Source organism: Hyella patelloides LEGE 07179 (genome assembly GCF_900659865.1).
Lineage (GTDB): Bacteria > Cyanobacteriota > Cyanobacteriia > Cyanobacteriales > Xenococcaceae > Hyella > Hyella patelloides.
The window spans coordinates 20,007-36,340 of record NZ_LR213802.1 but is presented as its reverse complement, the minus strand read 5'-3'; the positions used below and the strand labels follow the sequence as shown (position 1 = coordinate 36,340).

Genomic DNA, 16,334 nt, shown 5'->3' with positions numbered 1-16,334 from the left:
AAAAATTTAATATCACTTTATGTTTTATTTCCGTAACTTCCACAATTTACAATCAAATCTAGTAGTTTCTACAATGTTAGAGACTTCTAAATTAACGATCAAAAATTTTTTTTTAATGTTAGGAAAGTAATTATTCATTTTTTTGCAGAACTACAAAAATAAATAGCACCCTCTGGTTACGTATTTTTATGTCAGCTTAATCAACACAATTTCTCAAAGTATAAAAAATCAACTATGCATAATAAAAAAATAAAAAAATTTCTTAAAAAAACTCAACCCAACTCTGGTTTTACCCTCACTGAGTTACTCACAGGGTTAATTATGAGTATCTTTGTTACTGGTGCATTAGGCTTCGGACTCTATCAAATCATGGCAGCCACTGGCAGAGAAAACGCAAAAACCAATGCCAGACAAGATGCCTCCCGTGCTGTTGAATTTATCTCTGATGAATTAAGACGCGCCCAAAGTATTGAAGTTGATACATCTAGCGGTAACTTAAATACAGTTGCAGGAAACTACACTCCTCCCACTGGTGCTACGGCGCGGTTAGTGTTAAGAGTACCAGGAGTTGATGAAAGAATTATTTATTCAGTTGCTCCTCCTCAAGCGAATTCTCCTTGGCAAGGACCTTTGGTTATATATAGATGGGGTCCTGACTTAAATAGCAGTGGAGAGTACACAAATACAACTAATCCTGCTGCTTGGGATAATGATGCCTTAATTGACCAAATAGATAATACAAATCAATCAACAAATTGCGGTGTGGATGGTTCTGGAAACCCTATAAGCGTATCTTATCAAGGCTTTTTTGCTTGTGTTGTTGATGATGACGGAGACAGAGTTGTAGAAGACGGAACAGTTGATACTAATGGAGATGGCGTAGTTAATGCTCAAGACAGTGATGATGATGCTGATGGTTTTGGTGAAACTGCCCAAATATTTGTCACAGGGGGGATTGACGCTGATAACATAGCAGGAAACGATAGTAACTACACCGCAGAAACTAGAGCTGTAGCTAGAGCAAAAAATGCAACTGTTAGTAGTGCAGTTGCAGGTCCAGTCAGTCCTATTACTATGAGATCTTTAACAGCCGATTATGTTAGCAATCCCAACTTTGATGTTTATGGTCAGCCAGTATATGATGAAAATGGAAACCAGAACTATGATGCTAATGGAAACCCCCGAGTACCTCAACAATGGACGATGAGAATGGATTTTGATAATAATCCTTATAACTCTTCGGCAACGAACAATGCCACGCAATGGATTCACGAAACTGGTAGACAAGCTCAACCCATTGATATTAATTCAGGGAATGACTTAACTATTTATTCTATTCCTGTTGGACAAACTGGTGCTCTTAGTAGAGGTAATTCCCCATCAGATGGATTTGATGAAGACACAAGCTTAAGTGATTTTTTAGACCCAAATCCAGATCCAAATGTTTTTTCGAGACCAGGTTATACGGTTCCACATACTATCAAGTTTCAAGTTTCTGCATCTGGTCGTTCTGATGACACTGACTTTTATAAAACCTTTAACGGAGACAATTCAAATGGCAACTACAATAATCCTAATGTAGACCCATCTGGTAAGGTCATAGTCTTAAAAAGGGGTAGTGTTCTCGATCCAAATGTAACAGCAATCGATACGACTAGTGATGTTGCTTCCGCACCTTTGTATGGTGGTTATGATTTTGATAATAATCCTGATAACGGAAACGAGAATCAATCATTAGGGCAGTTTTTAGAGGCAAAAGGTCTTGCTACTTATGACAGTAATAATGAGACATACACTATTAATAACAACTTAGCCGAAGATGAACGTATTATCGCTTTTGAAACTGGTCAAGATGATAACGGCTTTGGAACATATGGCACTAGCGTCAATGATGCACATCCAGGATTTGATATGCAGGATAATGTATTAATCATGCGTCACGACGTATTTGAGGAGGATCATCAGTAGTGATGGCAATAACTAAAAGTTAATAGTTGATACTTCACAGATAATCTTTTCGTCTTAACAGCCATCTTGAACAGTTCGATTTGCAGAGGTAATTGATAGTTACTTCTGTATTTTTTTATAGGCAGTCTCGCCTACACCAATTTAAAACTAATCAATCTCCGCGTCTTTAATATTTCTTTATTTCTCCGTCGGTCATTTGTAGCTCACTTGAATCGAAAAGTTATCATAAAAACACAAACCCAAACGTAAATTCGATTTAACATTCGACATTACTGCTATATTGAGTGTAGATTAGACTCGGACAGCTATTCAAAAAGCGATCGCTCAATTGGGAGACATTATCAACCGTGAGGTTTTTTCGTCGTTTTAATCTATCAAGAGATATTGGTATAGATCTGGGAACTGCTAACACCTTAATCTATGTGTCTGGTAAAGGAATTGTCTTGGAAGAACCTTCGGTTGTCGCTATTGAAAAGAAAACTGAAGAACCAAGAGCAGTAGGCAAAGAGGCTAAGCTAATGTTGGGGCGTGCTCCAGAAACCGTTGATGCGGTGCGTCCTCTCAAGGATGGTGTTATTGCCGATCTTGATGCAACTGAAATTATGCTCAAAGAGTTTATTCGGCGTGTTTGTGATGGTGTTCCTCTCGTTCGTCCCCGTATGGTAATTGGTGTTCCTAGTGGCGTAACTAAGCTAGAGCGCAGAGCGGTCATGGAAGCAGCTTCTGAAGCAGGAGCCAAGGAAGTAGATTTGATTGAAGAGCCTGTAGCAGCAGCAATTGGGGCTGGGTTACCTGTTGCCGAACCCACAGGGAATATGATTGTGGATATTGGTGGGGGTACAACAGAAGTAGCGGTTATCAGTTCTCAAGGAAAAGTTATTAGTGAGTCGATCAAAATTGCAGGAGATGAGCTAACCGAGTCGATTATGCATTATGTGAGAAGAGAGCATAAATTATCTGTGGGAGAAAACACCGCAGAATCAATCAAGCTCAATTTGGGTTCTGCTTATCCTGTAGTTGAGGAAGAAGAGGTTATGGAGGTAAGTGGTTTACATCTGCTGTCTGGTTTACCAAGAACGATTAGTATCACGGCAGGAGAAATTCGCGAATCTATATCTGAACCCGTCTCAGCAATTATTGACGCAATTAAAAGAACTTTAGAACAAACCCCTCCTGATTTGGCAGCAGATATTATAGATCGGGGAATCATGTTAGCTGGTGGCGGAGGCTTGTTAACAGGTTTGGATGTGCTAGTGGGAAGAGAAACTGGTATTGTTACCCATATAGCTGCCGATCCTTTGAAATGTGTAGTTTTAGGTACTGGTAGAGTACTAGAAGACCCCAGTTTAGATCGAGTTTTCAGCGATCGCTCTGTCTTGGTTTAAACTTTTATTTTTATTATTAATTATTTATCAATTTCTAGAGACGAGGCTAGTCTAAATTAAGCATAAGTCATGAATCGTTGGCAGAAAAGGCAAAATCTTAAAATAGTAGCTGGTGTTGCAGTTTTGGCGATCGCTTGGTTTTTGAAATATTTTCAAGCAGCCCCCATTGTAGAGGCTCATTATCTGATGTCTGCGCCTTTTCAGTCCCAAAATCAGCTAAAAATTGAAGATCGCTTAACTAATGCGCGTATTTTAGAGTTAGAGCAAAGAATTACCGAGCTAGAGCAGCAAAATAAGCAATTTACGGAACTTGTCAAGCAAGTAGATACAGAACAACAATCTGATGTTATTGCCCCTATCATTAGTCGTAGCGTTGATAGTTGGTGGAATCAGGTAACGTTAGGCAAGGGTAGCAATGAAGGTATAGAGCCTGGATATATAGTATTGGGTATTGGGGGTATTGTCGGGAGAGTTGTTAGTGTTACTGACCATACCAGTCGTGTCTTGCTCATCAGCGATCCTAATAGCAGGGTGGGGGTGACGGTTTCTCGAAGTCGTAATTTAGGCTATCTACGGGGTAAAAATTCCCAAACTGCGGTGATGCAATTTTTCTCGAAAGTAACTGATGTTAAAGAAGGAGATGCGATCGCAACTTCTCCCTTGGGTAATTTATATCCTCACGGGATGACTATTGGACGAGTAATTTCCATTGATTATGATCGCGGTGCTGCACCAGAAGCAGAAATCCAATTAACTGCACCGATAGACTTACTGGAATGGGTAGTAATTCGTCCTTTTAAACCAAAATTAGGTTAATGATTAGTGGTTAGTGGTTGATTTGTCTTACTGTTTATAACTTCCTCCTTCCTCCTTCCTCCTTCATTCTCGATCCTTTTATGTTTTTTCTCAATGCCTTAGTCATAGTCAGTTCTGTGATTCTATGTTGTCTCTTATATTTGCTACGTCTTCCTGGGATGGAGTTGCTGGGGATTACTCCTAACTGGCTATTAATTTGGCTAATTGCTTGGAGTGTCAAGCGTTCGATCTGGCAAGCAGCGATCGCTGGAGTTGCTTTAGGGTGGATTTATGATGGTTTGAGTGTGGGTAATCCTTCTCATGTTTTAAGTTTAGTCACGGTGGGGGTTATTACAGCTAGTCTGAATAAAGAAAGATACCTTGGAGAGGATTTTGTCTCTATGGCACTGATTGTTTTTGTGATGGCAATTATGGCGGAGACAATTTTTGCTTTACAGTATGTCTGGCTACAAATTCGCTCTTTTTCTGATGTGTGGCAAGACTATTTACGAATCACGACTACTTCTGCCGTAATAACCAGTCTTTGGACTCCTGCGATTTATGCTCCTCTCAATCGCTGGTGGGAAATGATAGCAGATTAAGCTTGTGGAGTTAACGTCACTTTTCAGTAAGTAAATCCACTGCTAAAAACACCTGAGTTAGAGATTAATCCGTAAAGAATACCACGAACTTAGTGATAAATATTTTTATGGTAAGTCTTATTTTTGGACTGGTTATTAATGTGTTGCTGCTTGTAGAGGGGTTACTGTGGAACAACTCAAAATTTGTGTCGAGAAGCAATCTAGTCCTCATTTCACCGCCCGCTAGCCCCAAAAAGTTTAACGGGTGGGGTGTCCTATTTCGACTTTCAAGATAGATAGATCCATAGATATGGATAGAAACATTTTGTTTCCTGAGTTATGAATATGCAACTTCTATGTGGATTAGATTAGCTTCCCAAATGCTAAGTGAGTTCTAGAATTTTATAATCAAATGGCGATCGCTATCAAATTCTAATAAACCTTTATTCTGCAAATCGCCGAAAACTCTGGTTACAGTCACTCTGGTAGTGCAAATGGCATCAGCAATATTTTGGTGGGTAAAGCGAGCAGTCAGACGAGTCCCTTTTGCTACAGGATGTCCCATCTCGCCCTTAAGCATCGTTAAAAGTCCTAGCAATCTGTCTTCGACTTTTCTGAGAGAAGTAATCGCTACCATTTGTTCTGATTTTACTAAGCGATAGCTTAACTCTGATAGCAATTGGCGAGCTAGTTGAGGGTTTCGGATGATTTCTTTGGGTTGATAGTGTCTAACATAAACGTCTGTCATGGCAATGGCACAATAGGCGGAATTATTGTTGACTGTGCTGCCAAAGACATGATTAGGAGTCACCCAACCAATAACAACTTCTCCTTGACTCTGATTAAAACGATTAAGCTGAACTACTCCTTGGTACACCTGCCATAGTCCAGAATTAACAAGGGGAATTTCTTCTCCTTTTTGATACAAATCTAAGTACTGTTCTTCTCGATATTTTTTCTTCTCTAGCTGTAGATTCAATGCGGGTCTATCACTTAAAAGCACGAGTAGTAAATCTCCGACTAGCAACGATGTCTTGTTGTCACAACACAAAGTTTAAATAATAAAGGTAAAATATTCGCTATCTTCAGGTTAAATTTAAGCTAATTTGCGAAATTTTAAGTACTTTTTGCGGAGAGAAATCAAGAAAAATAGCCATTTTTGGGCAGGGCGATCGTAAAAAGTAAAAATATCTCCAAAAGCTAAATTAGCATCCTTATGGTGTAACCAATGGCGTTCTGGAGTGGTGATAAAAAGACAATTACATATTATTTGAACTAGCTTAGGAGTTTGCCAATTTATAATAGAAACGTGTCGCCAAACTACATGAAATTCCCCTAAAAATAAGCCAACAATAGTACCGATAGGAGATATTTGCCAGAGCCAGGGAGTGAAGATAAAGTAGGGTAAAGCTCCTGCAAAACCATCTAAAAGCACTAAAGGGTTTTTACTTAAAACTGCATAATGAATAAAGCTACGGTTTTTTCCATGATGTACTAAAGAGTGAAATTTGCCAAAGACATGTTCTGGTACGTGATAAAAAAAAGTTGAGATAAAATCTCCTAATAATAGTAAAGTTGTTGCTATTAAAATTATTTTAACTAAAAACACATTAAGCTTCCTCACTTTTCTAGAGCAAGCTTAATCGATTAATATTAAGATTTTTTTAATACTGTCTTAATATCTCAGGTTAAATGGTTTAATATTTTCTTAAAATACTTTAAATAGCAGCAATTCCTTTTTCTTCCGTTCTAATTCTAATGATTTGCTCCATAGGGGACACAAAAATTTTTCCATCGCCAACATTGCCTGTACGAGCAGCTAAAGATATTTCTTGCACAACAGTTTCCACAAGATTGTCTTCAATGATAGTTTCTATTTTCAATTTAGAGATAAAATCTACTTTATACTCATTGCCTCGATAACGAGTAGTTGAACCTTTTGGAGTACCAAAACTTCTAATTTCTGAGACTGTTATGCCAATAACTCCTGCACCAAGTAAAGCTAGTTTGACATCATCTAGCTTGTGAGAATGAATAATCGCGCTTACTTTTTTCAAAGCTGAAAATTCTCCGTAGAATAAAAAAAGGTGGGCATAGCCCACCTCACCTTAACAAATATAAATTACTCTACTCTATTCTGAAATCTGACCCCTATTTTATTTCATATTCCGCTTCATTTGTTCTAATTCTTCATCTAGTTCCCATTTTTGAAATTCTGCTTCTAAATAATCGGCAGAACTTGTATCTTGGGTAGTTGTCCCTTGATTCCAGCCTGTAGTGTAGCTACTATCTTTGTTTGGCTGAGTCTGGGTTCGAGTTTGATTGTATTTTGCTTTGACTTCTTTACGACGTTGCTCTATCTGCTGTAAAAGTTCTTGAGATTTGGCAATACTGGTTTTAATACCTTCCATTTTGCCCCATACTTGATTACCTTCTCGCATTAGGGCTGCTTCTCTTTCCTGGGCTGCATTAGCTAAATCTTCTCTACCCGCATTTTTCGCTTTGCTAACTCTACCATGCCAAGTTTGAATTTTATTTGCGATCGCCAGTATTTCATCTTGCAAGCTTTGTTGTTGTTTTTTGAGATCGAGAAGCAGTTTTAAAGTATCTCTCTCTTGTTCTTTTAGCTGTTCTTCAATCGCTTGTAATTCTAAATGGGGATTGTTACGTAAAAATTCATCCAGTTGGTTTTCTAAGAATTGGCTAATGTCGTCGAAAATGCTCATGTTTTAAGGAAGGAAGAATTAAGAAATAGAAGAGATGGAGAAGTAAGAGGATAAGTAGCCCTAAAGGACTCGCTACGCATCGCGCATCGCAGTAGCGAGTAAAAATTATCTTTACCTATTACCCAATCTCTACCCACTAACTACTAACTACAACCAAAAACTAACCATTCTTCAAGATTCTATAACTTTCAGATCGCCCTGCTTGGCGTAGTTGTCTGGTCATTTGTAATGATACTAGGGTGATTGCTAACCACTGTCCTAAGATACCCAATGCAATGGTGCAAGGCGTAGCATATTCTATTGCAGCATAAGGTACAAAGGTAAACATCCAAGTCAGAGGTGCTTCACCAACATATAAACCTTTGAGAGATAACAATAGTGGTGGTAGAACAATTAAAGATATTATGACCCCAGAGGCGATGATTTCCTTGTGATTGCTTTTACTGAACAATATCCATTGAACGATCGCAGAGTAAAATAAAACCATACCCATCGTTAAAATCAAACCCCAAAAGGCACTAATTGCCATATCATCAAAAGGAAAGATAATCAAAGAGGGAATGATGTATAGGGTAGCAATCAGAATGTTAATTGCGATCGCAAATGTTGAGGGGCTTTTTTCTCCCAAGATTAATTCTCGCCATAAAACACTTCTTTTGTTGCCCATTTGATGACGGTAACGCGCCCAATCTTGTAGAGTCTGATGCTGAGGGCTTAAAGCAAAAGTGAACCCTAAAAATAAGATTAGCAGCAACAACTGTACCAATATTATATTGAAGAAAAGCCATTCTCCTGTACCTTGACCATTTTCTGTACCTTGAAGAGAAAATCCTAAAGCGACAGCTACGCAATAACCTGTAATCCAGTAGCTTTGCTGTTTACTAATAGCTGTATTTTCTGGGTTATAAAAACGACGTTTTAAGCCTTGCCAAATCCAATAACTCCACAAGCAATGGTTAGCTATCATTAAGCCGATACCAAAACCCACTTTTGTCCAGAGAGCTTTTCCATAAAACAAGAGATTACTTAAAGCGATTGGTTCAATATAATTTTTATCATAATCATAACCAGATAAATAACTGCCAAAAAAGCCAAAATCTGGGTAATCAAAATGATGATAAGGAATTCCCGTAGTTTGACCTATATAAATGATTAAATTGAGGGGATTAAATAGCAATAACCAATCCAGTAGTGTCTGAGTGTTGGATTGATAATGGTCTAAATTTAATATAGTTGTTAAACCCAAGAAAAATGCGATCGCAATGGCAACTCCCCAAGAAACAACAGATTTATTAGCAACAAAACTCACTAGCAAACCAACACTATAGAAAAAAGCGCAGCTAGCCATAACAGCGAGATCGAAAGCAATCACTAAACTCAAAGAAAGGTTAGCCTGTAACCCAGAAATAATTTGTAAGGGTAAACCTAAAGCGACAAATAAATAAAGTAATATGGGAACACCCAAAATTTTCCCCACAAGAATACTTTCCGCAGATTGAGGACTGAGACGAATTAGATTTAAAGTACCTTGTTTTTGCTCTGCGATCGCATTATTAATTAAAAGGTAAGTTCCCAGAACTAATAGTAATACAGTTCCAATAACACTTAAAGTTACAAAAATATCAAACCAAAAAAGTTGCCAATTAATCACCCAATTGTTATGCATATCTTGGTGACATAGCAATGAATCTGAAGCTTTTCCAATACAGTAACGACTATACTGAGGAATTGCTGAATAAATTAATTCTGATGAGTTATGAGAAATTTCTTGACTAGCATCAGGTAATTTGGCTAAGTTAGCAATTACAATAAACAATTGACTAAAAATTGCGATTGTAGTAATCACAATCACATTCTTAATTGTTAATTTTCCCTTAATTTCCCTGAGAAATTGAGGATTCCATCCTCCAAAACGATTAACGTAATCTATCAGTTTATTAGTAGGCTTCATGTATTGTGTCATGGCGTTTAATCTCTAATACAGAATTTCTCGATATGATATACAACTGACTTTATATAATCTCTTTCTAATCTTTTTTTGATACTTGTCTTTGAATATAATATTACGGAGAAAAAGCGTCATTATTTTCATTAAAGTAGTTTCTTCTTTTTAGCAAAATAGTTTCCCAATCTTCCTCAATTTGGTTGAATTCTGCTATGGGAAGCCCTTGCTCAATAAGCGATCGCAGTAAATTAACACTATCTGATTCTCCTCCTAAAAACTTGACTTGCAAACTATTTTTATTGGGTATTCTTTGCCACTCCTTAACTAAAGAATTTTTGCTTAATGCGGTTTCTAAAGCAGTTAGTTCTCCTAAAGTCGTTACTAAGATTTGTTGTGAAGTTTTATACTGCTTAATATCAGTCAATGTAATATCATCAACTAAAAAACCATACTCCATAATACCTATAGTAGTACAAACCTCTGTTAAGTCTCTCAGTATAGGAGAAGCGATTACAATTGTCATTCCTGCTTCTTGTAAGACTTGAAGAATAGAGCGGAATTGGTTTCTAGCTATCGAATCCAATCCTGAAATGGGTTCATCTAGTAGTAGTATAATCGGCTCGTGAATAATAGTTCTGGCTAAACCGAGGCGTTGCTTCATCCCTCTTGAGAGAGTAGGAATTAAACTATTGCGTTTATCTTCTAATTTAACTAATTCTAATACCTCGTAAACACGCACCCGACGACGACTAGCAGGAATCTTATATAGTCTGGCAAAATAATCTAAATAATCCCATACTGTCAGGTCATCATAAAGAGGATAGTTATCGGGAAGATAGCCAATATATTTCTTGATGTTACTACTGCTACTATCCAAGAGTAAGCGATCGCCATTATAATAAATTTCTCCTTTGGTGGGGGATTCTGCTGCTGCTAACATCTTCATCATGCTGGTTTTTCCCGCACCATTAACACCCATCAAGCCATAGATTTCACCACTTTTGACGCGTAGCTCCACTTCATTGACAGCAATATGGCGATCATATCTCTTGGTTAAACCATAAGTTGCGATCGCTAATGTCGAGTTGTGAGTTGCGGTAATTTGTTGTGTCATCTCAATTTCTGTCAGAGATGATCTGATGATAGCTCATTGTAATTCATGGTTGGGGAATGTTTGGTAAAGGGTCACTCAAAAAAAGAGGAAAGAGAAAATGAGGACTTGCGTCCTTAAGATATGCTTATACGACGGTTTTCCTGGTTCCTTGTTCCTTACTTCTGGACTGAATCTCTTGAATATTTGAGAGCGTAATTTATCTAGTAATTCCCAATCGAAACCATCAGTTATTTAGTACTAATTTTTAGCCTTGATCCATTATCCCTTATGCCAATCACGGACTTCCTTCGGTCGCGCGACGGCGAAGCCGAGTCCTAAGGCGGAAGCGGTATCCGTGATAGGCATCCTTTTACCGATGTTTAACAACGTCAGGAAATTAATTGGAATGACTATAACTCAATTTTGACGGCTAAAAAGGGAATGCTAAGAAAGAATTGGTCGATCGGGCAATAATTGATTGATTTTTGCCAACAGACACAATAGATAATGAGAAGTTAAAATTTCGATATTTAAACTCAATCTTCAGTTTTAGAAGAAGAGCATGAGCAATTTAATAACTAATATTGTTTCTCCTAATTTTTATATCCCCCACGGTCATTGCTATCTCTGGCAAACTCCTTTAGTACTGCTTCATTTGATAAGTGATTTGCTAATTGCAGTTGCTTATTTTTCGATTCCTATTATGCTACTGTACTTTGTTTTTAAGCGCAGCGACGTGCCGTTTCAAGGCTTCTTTGTCATGTTTGGTGCGTTTATAATATTCTGTGGCACAGGACATCTCTTAGAAATTTGGACAATATGGCATCCTGCTTACTGGTTATCAGGGATTGAACAAGCCTTGACTGCAATTATTTCTTGCTATACAGCCGTTAACATGGCAAGGTTGCTACCCCGATTTTTATCTCTTAAAACCCCAGAGCAACTAGAGAGAGTTAATCAGGAACTTCAGAAAGAAATTGTGGAGCGTCAAAAAGCAGAAACCGAGTTACGTCGTATTAATGAAGAATTAGAAACCAGAGTACAAGAGCGTACTGCCCAACTACAACAATCAGCAGAACAGAAACAGACAATTACCAGAATTGTCCAGCGCATGAGACAAACTCTGGATTTACAACAGATTTTTGCCCACACTACTGAAGAATTAAGAGCTGCTATTAATTGCGAACGCACATTGGTTTATCAGTTTAACCCAGACTGGAGCGGTCACATAGTAGCCGAATCAGTTGCCCAAGGTTGGTCTAATCTGATATCTCAGGTAGACAATAAGGTACTGACTCAAGTAGCTATTGACCAAGATAATTGTGTTTTTAAAACAATTGAAGATACCTATTTGCAAGAATCTCAGGGGAAAATTTTTGGTGATACTAGAGAAAACCTCGGCAGAGTCTCCCGTCAAAACAGCTATCGTGCAGTGGCGGATGTCTACGAAGCCAATCTTGATGCTTGCTATTTAGAACTTTTAGAGCAATTACAAGCCAAAGCTTACTTAGTAGTACCTATTATATTTAGCGATCGCCAAGAAGCAGGAGACAAGAAAAACCGTCTTTGGGGATTACTTTTTGCCTATCAATTATCTGCTCCTCGTCAATGGAAATCAGGAGTAATTGAAATTATGATGCAAATTGGCACACAATTAGGTGTGGCAGTACAACAAGGGGAACTATTGGCACGCACTCAACAACAAGCAAGGGAATTAGAAGTAGCCAAAAATGAAGCCGAAAAAGCTAATCATTTTAAAAGTGAGTTTCTGGCTAATATGAGCCACGAATTACGAACACCCCTCAACGCTGTTCTTGGTTATACCCAACTAATGCAAAGATCGGCTGAACTCTCTGCTGCCGATCAAGAATACATTAATATAATCGACAGTAGTGGTAGACACTTATTAAGCTTGATTAATGATGTCTTGGAAATGTCCAAAATCGAAGCAGGACAAGCCTTTTTCAATCAAATTGACTTTGATTTATACAGTTTACTAGCAGAACTAGAAAAACTATTTCAATTAAAAGCCCAATACAAGCAACTTCAGTTATCTTTTCAACGCCATTCTGATGTTCCTCAATACATCAAAACAGACCGCAAAAAACTCCGTCAGGTATTAATTAATATCCTGGGCAACGCCATTAAATTCACTGAACAAGGGCAGGTAAAGCTAGAGGTAGGGGTCAAACAATCTATGCTTTACTTCACCATTCAAGATACGGGATTGGGTATTGCTCCAGAAGAACTAAATCGTATATTTGTCGCCTTCGGACAGGCGCAAGCAGGACAGCAGAGCAATGAGGGAACAGGCTTAGGATTATCTATTAGTAATGTCTTTATTGAGTTAATGAGGGGCAAAATAACTGTTAGCAGTAAAGTTAACCAAGGAACAACCTTTACCTTTACTATTCCTCTAGTTTCTGCAACCTCTATTTTAGCTGACCAATCCCCGACATCTTCTGCTATCCCTATCGCTTTAGTCCCCAATCAGCCAGAATTTCGTATTTTGGTAGCAGAGGACAGACTAACCAATCGTCAGTTAATGGTCAAAATCCTCACCTCTGTGGGATTTAAAGTTAAAGAAGCAGTTAACGGTCAAGAAGCAATTACTATTTGGCAAAGCTGGCAACCTCAATTAATCTGGATGGATATGCAAATGCCTGTGATGAATGGCTTTGAAGCTAGTCAAGAGATTAAAGCTTCTCTACAAGGACAAGCAACGGTGATTATTGCTCTTACTGCTAGTGTTTTTGAAGAAGATCGTCAAAAAATTATCACTTATGGATGTGATGATGTGGTAAGCAAGCCGTTTCGTACCGAGGAATTATTTAACAAAATGGCACAATATTTGGGTGTGCAATATGTATATCAAGAAGCCGAACAAGTGCCAAAGAGCGAGCAAGTAACCTCTAAAGCTACGAACTTTAATATCGACGCAGAAAGTCTTAAAGTAATGCCACCAGAGTGGATTAAACAAATTAATCAAAGGGGAGCCGAAGGTAATTATCTGGCATTACAAGAACTAATCGAAGAAATTCCTCCAGAAAAAATAGAACTTAAAACTGCTTTAGCAAAACTGATTGATGACTTCCAATTTGAAGCCATTCTTGACTGCGTTAATAATCCTTAACTATCCCATGATTGCTCACAATAGAAACATCGTGCCAGAGATGACTGACAACATAGTATCCACCCCATGCTTACCCAAAGATATTTTGATTGTGGATGATACGATCGAAAATTTACGGTTGCTTTCGCGTATGTTGACGGAACAAGGTTATGCTGTTCGTGTAGCAACCAGTGGCAAAATGACTTTAAAGGTGGTGCAAACTCTACCACCAGACTTGATTTTACTAGATATCATGATGCCTGGAATGAATGGCTATCAAGTCTGTCAAAAACTCCAAAAGAATTCTGAAACATCTCAGATACCTATTATTTTTTTGAGTGCCTTGAATAATGTCTTAGATAAGGTTAAAGGTTTTAACGTTGGAGGAGCAGACTATATTATGAAGCCTTTTCAAGTAGAAGAGGTTTTAGCAAGAGTACAAAATCAATTAGCTATTAAAGCAGCACAAACAGAAATTTCTCAGTTAAATAATCAACTCGAACAAAAAGTTCGAGAACGCACCCAGCAATTGATTGTTGCCAATGAACGACTTCGAGAGATGGCAATGTATGATAGTTTAACAGGATTAGTCAATCGTTCTGAATTTTTAACACAGATAGAGAGATCGCTACAAAACGCTAAAGAGCATCCCCACTATCAGTTTACAGTCTTGTTTCTCAATTGCGATCGCTTTAAAGTTATTAATGATTCTCTCGGTCATTTGATAGGAGACAAACTGTTACAAGAAATTGCTAATCGCTTACGTGGCATTGTTGAAGAAAATAATATTCTGGCTCGTTTAAATGGGGATGAGTTTGCAATCCTCTTAGGGACGATTTCCGATCTCGACCGAGCAATTAAAGTAGCAAAAACTATTATCAATAGTATTAAACAGCCTTTTCATTGTAATAATTATGAAATTTTCATTAATATCAGTATTGGTATTGTTAAAAGCAATCACGATTACCAACAACCAGAACACTTACTAAGAGATGCAAATACAGCTATGTATCGAGCTAAAAGCCTTGGTAAAGGAAAATATCAGGTTTTTACGCCCAAAATGTATGAAAAGGCTCATCAATTGCTCAAAATAGAAACTGATTTGCATCGAGCCATTAAAGAAAAAGAACTGACTGTTTACTATCAACCAATTGTCAATTTAACCACGGGTAATATTGTGGGTTTTGAAGCTTTAGTTCGTTGGTTGCATCCCCAAAAAGGATTAATCCCTCCTGGCTCATTCTTACCCGTTGCGGAAGAAGCTGGTTTAATTTGTTCTATTGGTAGTTTAGTTATGGAAGAAGCTTGTCATCAGTTAGCTCAATGGCAAAAGCAAGGATTTGATTCTCTGAAAATTGCCATTAACCTAGCAGCCCAACAACTAAGCCAAACCGATTTAATTACAGAAATAGACTGTATTCTTACCAAAAATCAGATACATCCGACAGCAATCAAACTGGAAATTACAGAAAGTTCTATGATGCAAGATTTACAATCTACCAAACTACTGATTCAGCAACTACAGGAGCGAGGAATTCAACTCAGTATTGATGATTTTGGTACGGGTTATTCTTCTTTGAGCCAAGTACAAAACGTTCCCGTCAACACACTAAAAATAGATCGCTGTTTTATTAAGCAACTCAACCAAACAAGCAAAAATCCTGGTTTAGTACCCGTAATTTTGAGTATTGCTAAAGTAATGAATATGGATGTTGTAGCCGAAGGTATTGAAACCACAGAACAATTATCCCAACTCCGAGAGTTAGATTGTCATTTCGGACAGGGATTTTTATTTTCTAAGCCTGTCAATGCAGAAGAAGCCAGTAAATTACTCCGTCAAAACCCTCGATGGTAAGTAATCTGAGTTAGAAATGCTTCCTACTTAAACCAAATAAGAACACCAATCGCTCCAACCCCCAGGATATAATTTAGTATTTTTAAATCCTGATAACTCTAGAGAAAGCAAATTAACACAAGCAGTTACCCCAGAGCCACAATAAACAATTATTTCTTCTGCTTCCTGATAATTTTTCCACAACTTTTGTTGTTTTTCTAGAGATTGAAGATACCCTGATTCATCAGAAACTTTTTTCCAGGGAGAATTTAACGCACCAGTAATACTACCTGCAATAGGATCTATCGGTTCTCTTAATCCAGTATAGCGATCGCTGTCTCTGGAGTCAACCACCACTACAGAATCATTATTTTTGGCAGCTTTAACAGTGTCGATATCTACTAACCAATCTGGATTAGGCTGTGGAGTAAAACTACCCGATTTAGGTTCGGGAATAGCATTCGTTATGGGATAATTGCGATCGATCCAACCATTCCAACCACCATCAAGTAAAGCAACTTTATCATGTCCCAGATAGCGCAATAACCACCATAAGCGGGCTGCAAAAGCAAAGCGAGAATCATCGTAAGCCACTACTAATGTTTCATTTTTAACGATTCCCATCTCGGTAAATTTTTGCGCCAACACCTCTATATCTGGTAAAGGGTGTCTACCTCCGTGGCGTTGTACCTGACTGGATAAATCCCGATCTAAACTGAGGTAATATGCCCCAGGGATATGGTTTTTGTGATATTGTTCTTCTCCCCAATTGGGATTAGCTAACTGAAAGCGACAATCGATTATTACTATTTGGGGGTTATCTTGTTGATGGGATAGCCATTCACTATCGACGAGATATTCTGTTTGTTTCATATGCGATCGAGTTTACTTTTTT

13 protein-coding genes are annotated in these 16,334 nt (G+C 37.9%); 6 read left to right on the top strand and 7 right to left on the bottom strand.

The genetic code is table 11. From position 1 onward, the window contains the following. The first annotated feature begins 234 nt into the window (after positions 1-234). The 4 genes from H1P_RS08195 (at position 235) to mreD (ending at position 4,750) form a co-directional block, all read left to right on the top strand. Positions 235-1,968 carry a PilW family protein gene (locus H1P_RS08195; RefSeq protein ID WP_144866022.1) on the top strand — a complete coding sequence of 578 codons (1,734 nt, stop codon included), beginning with the start codon at positions 235-237 and terminating at the stop codon, positions 1,966-1,968. Positions 1,969-2,315: 347 nt separating this feature from the next. Then, the gene (locus tag H1P_RS08190; RefSeq protein ID WP_144866019.1) at positions 2,316-3,353 is read left to right on the top strand and encodes a rod shape-determining protein; all 1,038 of its coding nucleotides are present in this window, start codon (positions 2,316-2,318) and stop codon (positions 3,351-3,353) included. A gap of 69 nt (positions 3,354-3,422) precedes the next feature. Then, on the top strand, positions 3,423-4,169 hold the full coding sequence (mreC, locus tag H1P_RS08185; RefSeq protein ID WP_144866016.1) for a rod shape-determining protein MreC: 747 nt from the start codon (positions 3,423-3,425) through the stop codon (positions 4,167-4,169). 17 nt (positions 4,170-4,186) lie between these two features. Then, positions 4,187-4,750: a rod shape-determining protein MreD gene (gene mreD, locus H1P_RS08180; RefSeq protein ID WP_246141526.1), complete on the top strand. Its 564-nt coding sequence runs from the start codon at positions 4,187-4,189 to the stop codon at positions 4,748-4,750. Positions 4,751-5,123: 373 nt separating this feature from the next. On the opposite strand, the gene H1P_RS08175 is transcribed toward mreD, so the two are convergent. From H1P_RS08175 to H1P_RS08150, 6 genes are all read right to left on the bottom strand, one after another. Further along, the gene (locus tag H1P_RS08175; RefSeq protein ID WP_144866013.1) at positions 5,124-5,732 is read right to left on the bottom strand and encodes a Crp/Fnr family transcriptional regulator; all 609 of its coding nucleotides are present in this window, start codon (positions 5,730-5,732) and stop codon (positions 5,124-5,126) included. Between the two features lie 93 nt (positions 5,733-5,825). Beyond that, entirely contained in the window at positions 5,826-6,338 is a 513-nt protein-coding gene (locus H1P_RS08170; RefSeq protein WP_144866010.1) for a sterol desaturase, read from the bottom strand. A 109-nt stretch (positions 6,339-6,447) separates the two neighbouring features. After that, complete coding sequence (locus H1P_RS08165; RefSeq protein WP_144866006.1) at positions 6,448-6,786, bottom strand: P-II family nitrogen regulator; 339 nt, start codon at positions 6,784-6,786, stop codon at positions 6,448-6,450. 99 nt (positions 6,787-6,885) lie between these two features. After that, entirely contained in the window at positions 6,886-7,455 is a 570-nt protein-coding gene (locus tag H1P_RS08160) for a TIGR04376 family protein (RefSeq protein ID WP_144866003.1), read from the bottom strand. Positions 7,456-7,615: 160 nt separating this feature from the next. Further along, on the bottom strand, positions 7,616-9,418 hold the full coding sequence (locus H1P_RS08155; protein ID WP_246141524.1) for an ABC transporter permease subunit: 1,803 nt from the start codon (positions 9,416-9,418) through the stop codon (positions 7,616-7,618). A 100-nt stretch (positions 9,419-9,518) separates the two neighbouring features. Then, positions 9,519-10,514 (bottom strand): ABC transporter ATP-binding protein, encoded by a 996-nt coding sequence (locus H1P_RS08150; RefSeq protein ID WP_144866000.1) that lies wholly within the window; start codon positions 10,512-10,514, stop codon positions 9,519-9,521. Positions 10,515-11,055: 541 nt separating this feature from the next. Between H1P_RS08150 and H1P_RS08145 the strand changes: the two genes are divergently transcribed. Together H1P_RS08145 and H1P_RS08140 are read left to right on the top strand one after the other, a co-directional pair. Continuing rightward, entirely contained in the window at positions 11,056-13,626 is a 2,571-nt protein-coding gene (locus H1P_RS08145) for a GAF domain-containing hybrid sensor histidine kinase/response regulator (RefSeq protein ID WP_144865997.1), read from the top strand. A gap of 40 nt (positions 13,627-13,666) precedes the next feature. After that, positions 13,667-15,460: an EAL domain-containing protein gene (locus tag H1P_RS08140; RefSeq protein WP_186375888.1), complete on the top strand. Its 1,794-nt coding sequence runs from the start codon at positions 13,667-13,669 to the stop codon at positions 15,458-15,460. A 27-nt stretch (positions 15,461-15,487) separates the two neighbouring features. Here H1P_RS08140 and H1P_RS08135 read toward each other — a convergent pair whose 3' ends face one another. Next, positions 15,488-16,312: a sulfurtransferase gene (locus H1P_RS08135; protein WP_144865994.1), complete on the bottom strand. Its 825-nt coding sequence runs from the start codon at positions 16,310-16,312 to the stop codon at positions 15,488-15,490. Between the last annotated feature and the right edge of the window lie 22 nt (positions 16,313-16,334).